The sequence below is a fragment of the Coleofasciculus sp. E1-EBD-02 genome (assembly GCF_040218245.1).
Lineage (GTDB): Bacteria > Cyanobacteriota > Cyanobacteriia > Cyanobacteriales > Coleofasciculaceae > Coleofasciculus.
The window spans coordinates 1-14038 of record NZ_JAVJQN010000080.1 but is presented as its reverse complement, the minus strand read 5'-3'; the positions used below and the strand labels follow the sequence as shown (position 1 = coordinate 14038).

At 44.1% G+C, this 14038-nt stretch carries 3 protein-coding genes and 2 pseudogenes; 1 reads left to right on the top strand and 4 read right to left on the bottom strand.

Annotation, left to right across the window (positions count from 1 at the left end; translation table 11 throughout):
• Positions 1 to 41: 41 nt before the first annotated feature.
• The 4 genes and pseudogenes from RIC07_RS13295 to RIC07_RS13280 form a co-directional block, all read right to left on the bottom strand.
• The gene (locus RIC07_RS13295) at positions 42 to 3305 is read right to left on the bottom strand and encodes a non-ribosomal peptide synthetase (protein ID WP_446394955.1); all 3264 of its coding nucleotides are present in this window, start codon (positions 3303 to 3305) and stop codon (positions 42 to 44) included.
• Positions 3302 to 10987, bottom strand: a complete 7686-nt coding sequence (locus RIC07_RS13290; protein ID WP_446394954.1) for an amino acid adenylation domain-containing protein — start codon at positions 10985 to 10987, stop codon at positions 3302 to 3304. The genes RIC07_RS13295 and RIC07_RS13290 overlap by 4 nt, the downstream gene beginning before the upstream one ends.
• Before the next feature lie 114 nt (positions 10988 to 11101).
• Positions 11102 to 12271: a DUF6014 family protein gene (locus RIC07_RS13285; RefSeq protein WP_446394953.1), complete on the bottom strand. Its 1170-nt coding sequence runs from the start codon at positions 12269 to 12271 to the stop codon at positions 11102 to 11104.
• A 226-nt stretch (positions 12272 to 12497) separates the two neighbouring features.
• Positions 12498 to 13560: pseudogene (locus RIC07_RS13280) on the bottom strand (Mur ligase family protein); the annotation flags it as partial.
• On the opposite strand from RIC07_RS13280, the pseudogene RIC07_RS13275 reads away from it, so the two are divergent.
• Positions 13520 to 14038: pseudogene (locus RIC07_RS13275) on the top strand (ATP-dependent zinc metalloprotease FtsH); the annotation flags it as partial. The pseudogenes RIC07_RS13280 and RIC07_RS13275 overlap by 41 nt on opposite strands.

The window sequence follows — 14038 nt, the reverse complement described above, 5'->3', positions numbered from 1 at the left end:
AAGTTTTGTCGCTGCACAGAAAAAGAGCGATCGCGCTTTCTTCAGCTAGTATTACTGCCTTTTTTGCGCCTGGGTAAGATCCGTGGAACTGTGAGTTCTGGGCTTTGTCGCTTCAACTGCTCAATACAATCGGCTAATTGAGCGACTGTTGCTGCGTTGAACAACTCCCGTAAAGGCAGTTCTACCTGAAAACTATTACGAATACGTGACACCAGTTGGGTGGCGAGTAAGGAGTGTCCTCCCAGTTCAAAGAAGTTATCGTTAATGCCGACTTTCTCAACTTTCAGCACTTGTCCCCAAATTTGAGCTAGCATTTCCTCGGTGGGTGTTCGGGGGGCGACGTATTGGTGTTCGCGATCGCTTAAATCCGGTTGCGGTAATGCGCGGCGGTTGACTTTGCCATTGTCCGTTAACGGTAGCGACTCCAGGATGACAAAAGCATTGGGAACCATATAGGCGGGTAGTTTCGTTTCCAGGAATTGTCGCAGTTGTTGGATGGTAGGCGATGATTCTGACTGGGGTACAGCATAAGCCACTAGACGTTTGTCACCCGGTTCATCCTCCCGTACCACTACTACGCTTTCCCAAACATCCGGGTGTTGGGTTAGTAATGCTTCTATTTCGCCCAATTCTATCCGGAAGCCCCGAATTTTTACTTGATTGTCGATGCGCCCCAAATATTCCAACTCGCCGTTGGGTAAATAACGTGCTAAATCCCCCGTTTTGTAGAGTGTGGAGTTGTTAAAGGGGCTAGAGATAAACCGTTGTGTGGTCAATTCGTCGCGGTTGAGATAACCCCGTGTGACTCCAGCACCTCCGACGTACATCTCACCTGGAACGCCAATGGGTACTGGCTGTAAGTATTGATCGAGTACATACATCTGTAAGTCGGGTATGGGACGACCAATCACACTAGCTGCCCCATCCAAATCGGCTAAACTCAAGGGACGAATTGTGACGTGTACGGTGGTTTCGGTAATCCCGTACATATTCACTAACTGAGGCGTCATGTCGCCGTGTCGTTCAAACCAAGGCTGTAAACTGTTGAGTTCTAAGGCTTCTCCCCCGAAAATTACCCAGCGTAACTTCAAATTGTTTGTCTTTGTCAGTGACTGTTCGGCTTGAATTAACTGACGGAAGGCGGAAGGGGTTTGATTGAGAACAGTGACACCCTCTTGAGAGAGTAACTGATAGAACGATTCTGGGGAACGAGTTACTAGATAAGGCACGACTACCAGTTTTCCACCATATAGCAATGCTCCCCAGATTTCCCACACGGAGAAGTCAAAGGCGATGGAGTGGAACAGTGTCCACACGTCTTTTTCATTGAAGTGATACATTGCATCTGTGGCAGTAAACAGACGCACCACATTGGAGTGGTTGACTAAAACTCCTTTGGGTTTTCCTGTGGAACCTGATGTGTAGATCACGTAGGCGAGATTACTGGCTTCTGCGGTGTTTTTCGGGTTAGACTGGCTGTTTTGAGTAATGGTTTCCCTGTCGGTATCTAAGCAAACGACTTGGGGTTGATGTTGGGGCGGTAGAGACGTTCCATGGAACGTCTCTACGAATTTCTGTTGCGTCAGTATTACCGAAAGTTGAGCATCTTCAATCATGAAGCCCAAACGTTCACTGGGATAATCTGGGTCAAGTGGCACATAAGCCCCTCCTGCTTTGAGAATGCCTAATATTGCCACTATCATCTCTAAAGAACGTTCTAAACATAACCCCACCAGTACATCGGCACCGACGCCTAAAGATTGTAAGTACTGGGCTAATTGATTAGCACGACGATTTAACTCAAAATAGGTCAGTTTTTGATTGTCAAAGACGAGGGCAACTGCATTGGGTGTCCGTTCTACCTGTTCCTCGAATAACTGATGGATACATTCATTTACCTGTAGAGACGTTGCATGCAACGTCTCTACTAATAATTGGTGTTTTTCAGCTTCTGTCAGCAGAGGTAACTGAGAAATGATTTGCTGGGGGTTGACAATAATCCCCTCCAGCAATGTTTGGAAATGTCCCAACATCCGAACAATTGTAGCCTGATCAAATCGGCTAGTATCATAACTAATTTTTACCCGCAATTGCTGACGAGGGAGAACAACAAATGTTAGCGGATAATTTGTTTGTTCAAAAGCCCGACGATTGTTTATGGAAAAACTGTCATTTTGTAATTTTAGTGCATTATCAATTGGATAATTCTCAAAGACAACAATAGTCTCAAATAAAGATGTACCCCTGGGAATATCACTCCAGCCCTGAACATCTATCAATGAACTATAGGAATAGTGATCGGACTCAATTTGCTGTTGCTGTAAATCTTTTAATAAATCCAGCACTGGGGTATCTGCTGAAACTTGAACTCGCATGGGTAAAGTATTGATAAATAGCCCCACCATCGATTCGATACCAGCAATAGATGGCGAACGCCCCGATACAGTTGCACCAAAAACGACATCAGTTTCTTGACTGTAACGAGAGAGTAATAATCCCCAGGTGGCTTGTACCAAATTATTCAGGGTCAAGCGATGCTGTCGTGCAAAAGACTGGGCGGCGGCTGTTGTTGACTCGGTAAACTGGAGTTCTTGTTCACCAAAGCTGATGTTGCTCGTTTCTGGGTTTCTTTGCCGTTTCTCCACTGTTAAAGGCGTGGGTGTAGTAAACCCTTTAAGTTTTTGTCTCCAGAATTTTTCCGCCGATTCTTGATTTTGTTGCTGTAGCCAAGCAATATAATTGCGGTAGCTGATAGCTGGTTTTTCTGGGAAACTTTTCCCATGGTCAATTACTTGATAAAAGTCCAAAAATTCTTTAATCACCAAAGGTAATGACCAGCCATCGAGCAATAAATGATGATGACTCCAAATAAATTGATAACTATTTTGCTCTAATTGGATCAGATGTAGGCGCATCAAGGGAGCTTGAGACAGTTGAAATCCATTTTGACGCTCAGAAGCCAAAAACACTTTTAATTGCTTTTGTTGCTCTTGTGGAGATAGCTTTTGCCAGTTATCGGTTTCGACCTTAATCTTTATTTTTCGATACACGACTTGCACTGGCTGGCTCAAAGACTCCCAAATAAAAGCTGTGCGAAAAATTGAATATTTTTCTACAATTTTCTGCCAAGCTTGCTCAAAGGTTGGTACATCCAACTTCCCAGTCAAAGACCAACTGACTTGGGTAAAATATACGCCCGACTCAGGCTCATACAAACTATGAAACAGCATCCCTTGTTGCAGGGGAGATAAGGGATAAATATCCTCAATATTTTCTTTGTTCATTTTGCTGGGTTCTGATTTCATAAGTTTTCTAATAATTGATCAAGTTCGAGTTGATTAATTTGTAATAATGGAAAATCTGTCGGAGTATAACCTAGATTTTCAGGAGATGAACAGTGAACAATGATAGTTTGCAGTGTTTCGATAAATTCTTTGGCAATTTTATTAATGGTACTCGGTTGATGAACATTGGTGCTGTATTGCCAATCGATTTGCAACCGTTTGTTAGTAATGATGGCATTAATATTTATTAGATGAGGACGTTTTCCCTGTAAGCTATGGTTTTCTCCACTAGATTCATTTGCCAATTGCATCAGAGAAGATTGATTCATCACTTGGGTAAATTGACCGAGATAATTGAAGCTAATTTGTGGTGGTGGAATTGTCTGTAGTTGAGTGGAGATTTCTGTATCTCCACTCAGGTAACGCAATAAGCCGTAGCCAATCCCTTTGTTAGGAATTGTCCGTAATTGTTCTTTAATGGACTTTAAAGTATTTCCGATATTGTTTGTGTCTATGGCGGGAACAGTTAAAACTACTGGAAAAATTGTCGTAAACCATCCGACGGTACGGGATAAGTCTACACCCTCCACAATAGTTTCCCGCCCATGACCTTCTAAGTTGAACAGCACAGACTTAGAGTTAGTCCATTTGCTCAAAACCAGCACTAAGGCAGTCAGCAAGACATCATTAATCTGAGTTTTATAAGCTTTTGGCACATCTTGCAAGAGTGCCTGAGTTTGTGCTTCATCTAAATATACCGATACCGTACTCGCCGAGGCTACCGTATTTTCTCCTCCTTTATAGTCTACCGGAATTGGGGAAATTGAAGTCTGGGATGCATTCAACCAATAATGCCACTCAGATTTTAATAGATCGGACTGGGAATAGTCTACCAGATAGTTTGCCCAATCTTGGAACGATGTGGTTTTGGCTGGAAGTTGCATCGTTTTGCCTTGAATAATTTGCTGATAAGCGGTCTGCAAATCTTCTAACAAAATCCGCCAGGAAACACCGTCAATTACTAAGTGATGAATGACTATCAGTAATCGCGCCTTTTTGTCAACCCCTAACCAAAAAAAGGCAACTCGTACCAGATTTTCGGCTAGATTTAAACTCGCCTGTAAGGAATTGGCGGTGGCTTCAATGGCTGCTTGTTGCTCAGAGTCTGGGATTGTGGATAAATCAATTTGGGTAACGGTAAAGCCATCGCTTGGGGCTGAGTGAATTTGTTGCCAATGGTGGTTAACTTGGGTAAATCGTAAACGTAGGGCATCGTGCTGAACTAGCAATTGCTGCCAGATTTTTTCTAAGACTTCTGGCTGGAATTCCGAGGGAACCGAGAGCAAAAATGATTGGTTAAAGTGATGGGGTTCAGCTAAATTATGCTCAAAAAACCAATGTTGAATTGGAGTTAAGGGAACTTCACCGGTGACTAATCCTTGTTCGATTTGCATTCCCTGGCTTGTACCGGCGACGGCGGCTAATTCGGCGATGGTTTGATGTGCCAATAATTGCTTAGGAGTTAATTCTAATCCGGCTTGCTTGGCTCTAGCGATAATTTGAATTCCCATAATTGAATCTCCACCCAATTCAAAAAAGTTGTCGTGGATGGAAACCTTTTTTAATCGTAAAACATCTTGGCAAATTCCTAGCAAAACTTTCTCAGCCGGGGTGCGAGGAGAAACAAAGTCAGTCGAGTCATTGAACTCAAATTCTGGTACGGGTAAGGCACGACGGTCTACTTTGTCATTAGGAGTTAACGGTAGGCTTTCTAGAACGGTGAAGGATGCAGGTATCATATAGTCGGGGAGCTTGTCCTTGAGGAACGATCGCAACTCGCCACTGCTGGGCTGTTTTCCTTCGGGAATCACATAGGCTGCCAAACGCTTAATTCCTGCCTTGTCTTCTCTAGCTATGACAACGGCATCGCGGACTTGGGGGTGTTGAGTGAGAACCACCTCAATTTCTGAAAGTTCAATCCGGAAACCCCGAATCTTCACTTGATTGTCAATGCGTCCCAAATATTCGATGTTGCCGTCGGGTAAATAACGGGCTAAATCCCCTGTTTTATAGAGTCTCGAATCTGGCTCCTCACTAAAAGGATTGGGAATAAATTTCTCTTGGGTTAACTCGGGGCGGTTGAGATAGCCGCGTGCTAAACCCGAACCCCCGATGTAAATTTCCCCGACTAGACCAACAGGAACTAGCTGCATCTGGTTGTCCAGCAGATAAATTTTTGTATTTTGTACAGGTTTACCAATTGGCGTATTTCTGTTCCTAGCACTTTGAAGCTCAATTGGGTATAGGGTTGAACAAATTGTTGTTTCTGTGGGCCCGTAACCATTGATGATTTGCACTCCCGGAACTCTCTGACTTATTGATACGAGCAACGCCTCATTAATTGGCTCCACTCCGACTAACAATCTCTGTAAATAAATCCGATTGGACAATTGTTCTAAACCATCGGAAAAGTTGTTTAGCATGAAAGGTGGAATGTACGCACTAGAAATTTTTTTATCCTGCATCCAATTAGTAAAAAAAACTGCATCCGGACGTACATATTCTGGTACAATATGTAGTGTAGATCCTGACAAAAGTGATGAAAATACTTCATAAACTGAGACATCGAAATTAAAACTTGTCCATAAACTACAGCGATCACCGACCCCCAGAGGTTTTTGGGTTTGAAAATCTGTGTAAAGGTTAACAAAACCAAGATGATTGCAACAAACTCCTTTCGGCTTTCCTGTGGAACCAGAGGTATAAATGACATAAGCTAGATTATGATTTGATGCCTCACTGGTGTAATTTTCCTGGCTAGATTTACTAATAACTTTTTCCCAGTCAGTATCTAAACATACAACTTGAGCGTTGGTTTCTGGAATCTGCGCGACTAACTGTTCTTGAGTAAGCAAGATTGATACCTGAGAATCATTCAGCATATAAGCCAAACGTTCTTGAGGATAGCTGGAGTCCAAAGGAACGTAAGCACCACCTGCTTTGAGAATTGCCAGCATGGCGATAATCATCTGTGGCGATCGCTCAACGCAAATCCCCACTAATGTTTCTGTCGTGACTCCCAAGCTTTGTAGATAATTGGCTAATTGATTGGCACGTTTATTTAACTCTTGATACGTCAGAGACTCATCCTCATATACCACAGCCACGGCGTTGGGTGTCCGTTCTACCTGTTCCTCAAATAACTGATGGATACAGGTATCAGGGTATGGTGTACGAGTATCATTCCATTCCACAAGCAATTGATGACGTTCGCGCTCAGTTAGTAAGGGCAATGTCCCGACTGATTCTTCAGGATTTGCCACAATTCCTGCTAATAACGTCTGAAAATGACCCGTCATGCGAACGATTCTGTCTTGATCAAACAAATCGGTGTTATATTGCCAAAACCCTTGTAGGCAGTTTCCTTGGTCTGTGTTAGTTTCCCACAGTTGTAAGGTGAGGTCAAATTTGGCATTAACATTATCTAGACTTAAGGAAGTAATCTCTAACTCCGGTGTTTTAAGCTGATCCATCCCAGCATTTTGCAAGGCAAACATGACCTGAAATAGAGGACTGTGGCTGAGACTGCGCTCGATTTGCAATGTTTCGATAATCTCCTCAAAGGGAACATCTTGGTTGGCATAGGCATCTAGACAAGTCGAACGGACTTGCGTTAGTAACTCAGAGAAACTGGGATTCCCTTCGAGTCGAGTTCGCATCACCAGGGTATTGACAAAAAAGCCAATTAACCCTTCGATATCTTGATGATTTCGATTCGCGATGGGTGTTCCCAACAGAATATCTTCTTGACCACTGTAACGGAATAGTAGCGTCACATAAGCCGCCATCAATGTCATAAACAGGGTCGTTCCTGACTTTTGGCTGAGTTCTTTCAGGGATGCGGTTAATTTGGCACCAAGGTGGAAGGAAAAACACTGACCCCGGAACGTTTGCACGGAGGGACGAACCTTATCTGTCGGCAGTTCCAATAGAGGAGGTGCATCGGCTAATTGGTGCTGCCAGTAATTAATTTGGGGTTGTAATTCTGTCCCCTGCAACCATTGGCGTTGCCAAATCGTAAAATCTGCATATTGAATCGGTAATTCTGCCAGAGGAGAAGCTTCACCCACTAAGAAACTTCGATACAAACTTGACAATTCTTTGAGCAATACCCCCAGTGACCAACCATCACCGATAATGTGGTGCATAGTCAATAACAAGGCATACGACTCTGGCTGAAGTTGTACCAACGTGACTCGCAGTAATAATCCTTGGGTGAGGTCAAAAGGTTGTAATTGATCCTGGGTGGCAACGAGTTGTAATTGTTCTAATTGTTCTTGTCCAGAGAATCCTTGTAAGTTGACAACTGAAAGGTTTAGGCTTGCTTGGGGAGCAATGACTTGTACAGGTGTTCCTTCCACTGCACTAAACGTCGTCCGCAGAATTTCGTGACGGCGGATAATCTCGTTGAGACTGCGTTCTAAAACCTCTATATCCAAACGCCCATTCAGACGAACCGCTTTAAACATATTGTAAAAAGGATTGTCCGGCTCCAACTGCGCTAAAACCCATAACCGTTGCTGGGCGAATGAAACCGGGAACGTCTGAGATTCGGTTGGATTTCTCCGGCTAACCTGAGGAATCCCATGGCTCGTTCTGACATACCCCAAAGACTGTGCTAATTGCCACGTTATATCGCCTAAAAAGTCAGTGGTATAATACTGCTGCCAACTGTCTGCGGTATTAGGATTAATGCCCTGATAGGCGTGAAATTTCACATCCCCCAACATTCTCGATTGGGCATAAATGCCATCAGTCATGCGCTGCTTTTTCTCTTTATACGGGTGCAACATATCTGGATGGAATTCCACTCCCAAAAATTGGCAAATTCCCGCTACAGTTGTTTGCGGCTGTTTCACCAAGTCTTCAAATTTCACCTGATACTGACGGTGTTGAGGAACCTGTTGCAAGAATTCGAGAATATTCTGATGACTAATCAACCAAACCAGTTCAGCGAGTTCTCGTGGCTTAAAAGGATGTTGATAGGGAAAAATTTGATCAACTTTGGCGGCTTTGTATGAACGCATTGTGGCGTAGGGGTGACGCACCAGATGGATGTAGAGTGGGTTTTGGAAGTTGATTTCCGCGCGTTTGAGGGTTTCTACGTCGATGGAATAAGAGGGAGTTTTGTCTACTAAGATTTGATCATCATCCAACCATTGCTGTAGGAGTTGATAGAATTGCTTGGTGGTGAGATTTTTCCCTTCTAATTCTGCCATGAGTGCGATCGCGTCTTCGGGAGGACATCCCTGAATTTCCATGATCGTGCGAATTGTCCCTTCCATCCAGAAGCTGTAACGTCCAGAGAATGCGGCTTTTCGTTCCCCAAGTGTATTAAACCTGAGCAGTTCCAATTCTGGCGGCGCGAACAACTGTGGATTTCCGCCCAGGATCACCCGGAGTAAGGTAGAACCGCTGCGATGAGGGGAAAGGATAAAGACAGCAGGTGGATTTTTGCTCCCATCCTCATCGACTGGCGCAGCCAGAGGGGGAATCAGTAATCGCATTTGCCCAATTTTAGCTGCATCAATTCGCGCTTGTGGTAATTCACTAATTCCGTTAATTTCTTTCCCCACTAATTTGGCTACAGCTTGGGGGTAGTTTTCTTCTAGATAAGCGCCTAGGCTTTGAACTGTCTTCGTATCAAATAAGACGACGAAATGAATAATTTCGTTTAATTGGGCTTGCAGTTTATTGATTAAAATTGCCCCCCGAATCGAGTCACCGCCGAGGTCAAAGAAGTTATCATTAATCCCCACTTGATCAAGAGTGAGGACTTCGGCAAATAGAGAGGCAATGACCTTTTCTATCGGAGTCCGAGGGGCGACAAATTCTATCTCTAATTGAGGACGTTGACGCTGTTGTTGAGAGGTAATCTCTTGGAGAATGAGTTCAGGACTGTATAAGTTCTGAGCAATGCCTTCAAAGAAGTCTGCACTTAAGGGTCTACTTGCTGCCGGATTGACTCTTGAAGCGTTTTCTCCTAAGTTGAGATTAGTTTTCTCCGTTTTGGCATTTGCATCACTGACCGGGATAAAAATAGTTTCAGAGGCTATATTAGCTGGTAATTCAAATAACCACCCTCCATTTCTTTCCCGCTGAAACTCTTTGCCAACCTCAGCCAGGAAATCAAAAATGGGTTGATTTTTTGGGGTGGGTTTATAGAAAAGCTCGACTCGTTCTACGCCCTTTTCTTGGGCAAGAGTTCCCAGATAAGCCAGAATTTTATGTTCTACGCCGCGACCCAGTACCCGACAACTCAGCAAAAATGTATCGACCAATAGTGCATGGTTTTGAGTTTCAACTAACAATAGACCCACTAAACCATAATCACCAAACCTGTCTTTTACTTGAACCACTCGACCGTCTAATTGTCCTGAATCACAAAGGTGTTGAATTTCGGCTTCAGATCGTCGAATTGTGGTTAAGTTAAATTGATTCGTCCGTTGGGTCAGTTGAGCCACCCGCGCCAGTTGTCCGCTTTCCAGGGGAGAAATCTCGATCTCTAAGTTCAGTTGGGCGATAAAATCCCTAAAGGAAAGAGCCTCTTCTTGCCAACGCTGGCGCTGAATATTCTGTTGATAGAGACGGGTTCTTTGTTCGTCTTCTTGAGTGGTTTGGAGTTGGTCGAACGCCCAACTATGTTGTAAAAATTGCGGGATGCGATCGCACTCTTGAGGAAGTTGCAGGGTCAGGACTTCTGGACAGTTTGCCCTAACTTCAGCACACTCAACCGGGTTATCATCAATGAAGATAAAGCTATCTAAACCCAGTTGCAATTCCGCCGCTAAAGACTTCAAATTCTCGGATTTCGATTGCCAGTTAATCCGCCAATTGGCAAGATGCTCTCGCTTGAGTAACATATCGGGATGTTGGTCAAAAACAGCAAAGACATCCTCGGCTTGATTCTTGCTACACAAACCAATTAACTTTCCGGATTTTTGCTGTTCAATGATAAATTCTTGTAAAGCTCGAAATGAGGAATTAATGGTTACGCCAGCAACGCCATCCTCCCCACAAACCCCCTGCCATAGAGTATGGTCACAGTCAAGGGCAATCACCTTGTAGGGAGAGGTTTTCAACGCCAATAGTTTTCGCGCCAGCATCGTCCCCAAGGCACAGAACCCGGTGGGTGTGTAGGGAATATGTCCGAGTTCGTCACCATAGGGATCATAGTAGTCTTTAACCGGATAAATTCGGGTCAAGTCTTGACTTTTGATCAGGTGTATGTTATTTAAATTCTTGATGTTTTCTGCTAACAGGTCTTGCCTTCTTTCATGCAACCCTTCAACCGCTGGATCAGTCGTTGGCGAGGGGGGACAGATACAGACCAAATAGGGATTGCGCGATCGCGTCTGTGCTGTTTTCAAAGCACTGCCAAAATCCTTGATGGTTTGCTCGATTTGAGTTGCGTTTTGTCCAAATGTTCCTTCCCAGTCTTCAAACCTAACCAAAATTACATTAACGCCATTTTGATTGCTGGCTAAAAGACTGGCTGGATTGAGCAGTTCTTGAAAAACCTGATTGTAAGGAGCAAACTCTATTGAATAACCAACGCCTATTTCTTTGAGCCAATAGGACAGTGAATCCTCAATGGGTTCGCTGGTAAAGGTAGCTGTAATAACAATTTTTTGTTTAGACATCTGATCTCAATTCAACGCTCCTAGATAACCCGGTCATAGCTAGAGCTGGACTGAATACTGTACCCTGTCAAGATAAATCACCTGTGGCTACTCTATCACAAAAGGGTAAATTAATTACTGTAACTCAGTCCAAATTCCTTGACACCGTTCCCGAACCAGCCCCTGCAAGACTGATTGAGTCGATGGATGAATGTCGATGTGGTACAGAGAAAAAATACCTGTAGGATTTTTAAGGTTTAACTCTCTTCGGGTTAGAGATAATGCTTTGGCACGATGAAGTTCCACGGCTTGTAGTAACCCAGGATAACTCAAATTTCGCAAAGCCAGTTGACCCTCTTTAGTAATATAAACAGCATCATTTTTAAAAAGATGTTCCAAGCTAATTAGACTCGCATACACATCCACATCTTTTTCAATACCTCCTGCCCGATGAGCATCTAAGCCAAAGCGAATACAGAAATTGACAGCGACCAATTTCCCGGCTTCTTCTGGTGGTAAAATACAAGCGGCAAACTCAAACCCGAGGCTATCCGATCGCCATTCCTCCACACCTCTATAGGAGTAGTCGGGCAAAAGCTTCTGCTTGATCTTGAAATCCAGTCCCAAACCACTCCCATGTCCAGCTTCATGAACTTGAGTGTCCATATGGCGATACCGTTGACTATTCACCTCGTCCTCTAAGGGCGCTAATAATAAATTAGCTGTTTCAGTTTCAAAGACGGTTCGGATACATTTGTGGCTACGCCCTAAAAAACGTTGTTGCTGTTCTTTGGCATTGTTTAATGCTGGACCTGAAACCCCCCCAGTAAACGACCATCCATTGGGAACAATGAAGGCTTCACCCGCTTCACCTCTGACGTTACCGCAACTGGCTATTTCAGTAAAGGACAGGTTTATGGGTATCCCTTCCCTCACTGTGCCAAATTTTTCCCGAACCAGATTTTCGAGTTGTTCAATGGATGGCTCATCGTTCGGGTGTATTTGTCCGTAAAGTGCACTTAAACGGACATTTTTTTGGCGTTTTCGATTGATTTGGTACGGTGCGACGATTAAGAAATAACCATCCTCACCAATAAAATCCATGTTGATAAAGCTTTCAGACAAAATACTCCAGTTTTTAGTTTCTAGGGCATCTGCTGTGTTGAGTAGCCAACTCGTTGGAAGTTGACAAAATTTGGCTGCTTGTTGACGTATTTTTTCAACGGCAACGGCAATATTATTTTGCTCAACATTTTGGACAATTTCTTGAAGTAATTTATTTTCAGCTAACACCATTGCTGTCATTTATGTTTAGTCCAAACCTAGGGAACTTAGGAGGGCTGGCAATTAATTGTTTTATAGTTATTTTTTCCATTGCTTAGATTACAGCATATATGGCAATTATAGCTATTATTTTTTACATAAATTATTAATATAGGCATCAGATAGTCACAATAACCCTAACTCAAAATAGCACCGCTCAAAAATTTTGACAAGTCATTGGCTGGATTGGTTGAACAGGATTTTCCCACTCACCCCCAGCAATTAAAATAGCGGGACTATCAACCGCCGCTAATCCAACTTGCGCGGCATCGTAGTTCGTGGCTTTACTATCATTAATAAAATCGATACCCTGCCAGGTGATAATATGTTCTAAGCGATGAGGAACACCGGGAAAATTGGTAATTGCCTCAACAATTGCCTGTTTCTCAATCCCAGCTAACCGCGCTACCGCAACTGCCATGAGTAAATTCTGCTGATTGTGATTCCCCACCATCCGCAAGGAATCCACAGGAACAATCGGTTCAGATTCCACTATCACCCAGCCATTTTCAATATACACCCAGGGACGAGGCGTCGTGTCACGACCCTTGACGCTTGTCCAGTGCGCCTTTGACCAATGAGTAGTCCCCAACTGACGCAAATACGGATCATCACCATTAAAGACTTGATCGTGCGATCGCGACAGCAGCGTTGCTTTGATAGTGTAGTAATTTTCCAGGGTCTTGTGGCGGTTCAAATGATCCGGCGTAAACGTTGTCCACACCCCAATCGTCGGGGCTAAATCCCGTGACGACTCAATTTGATAACTACTAATTTCTGCAATCACCCAGTCAATTGGAGATTGGGAATTAGGAATAGAGGCATTCTCTCTTCCCCTGCTCCCCTGCTCCCCTGCTCCCCTGCTTCTTCAACGCCAATTCACACGCCGCATAGCCGATATTACCGCAGGCGGGAGCATAGAAACCCGCCGCTTGAAAAATCGCCGCAATCAGAGCCGTTGTCGTAGTTTTACCATTCGTCCCCGTAATCCCCACCCAAGGAGAAGACTTGAGATAACGCCAAGCCAATTCCATCTCGCCAATCGTATCAATTCCGCGATTCCTGGCTTCCATTAAAACCGGGATATCCCAAGGAACACCCGGACTCACCACAATCAATTCAGGTAAATCCCCATCGCCCAGGGTGAGAGAATACCCCAGTTTCACCGTAATTCCCTGACCCGTCAGCGCTTGTTGTTGCTGTTGCAGAGATTCAGAGGTTTTGCATACCGTGACTATGGCAGAGTTTAATGAAGCAATTGAGCGAGTTATCGCTGGACTGAAGAAAAAATCCCGTGTGCTGACGGATACAGAGAAAAAGATAGTAGCGTATCACGAAACGGGTCATGCCTTAGTCGGTTCCCTGATACCGGGAGCAGGTATTGTCGAGAAAATATCGATAGTACCCCGTGGTGTTGGTGCTTTAGGCTACACATTGCAACTCCCAGAAGAAGACCGCTTTTTAGTCGGTGAAGATGAAATTCGCGGTCGCATTGCGATTATGCTGGCGGGACGTTCAGCCGAAGAATTGGTATTTGGCAAAGTCTCGACAGGTGCCAGTGATGACATCCAGAAGGCGACAGATATGGCAGAACGATTTGTCACAATTTATGGCATGAGTGATAAACTAGGACCGATTGCCTTTGACAAGCCCCAATCTCAGTTCCTAGCTGGAATAGGCAGCCCGCGCCGTTCAATCAGTCCCCAAGTTGCAGAAGTGATTGACCAAGAAGTGAAAGCGATGGTGGAT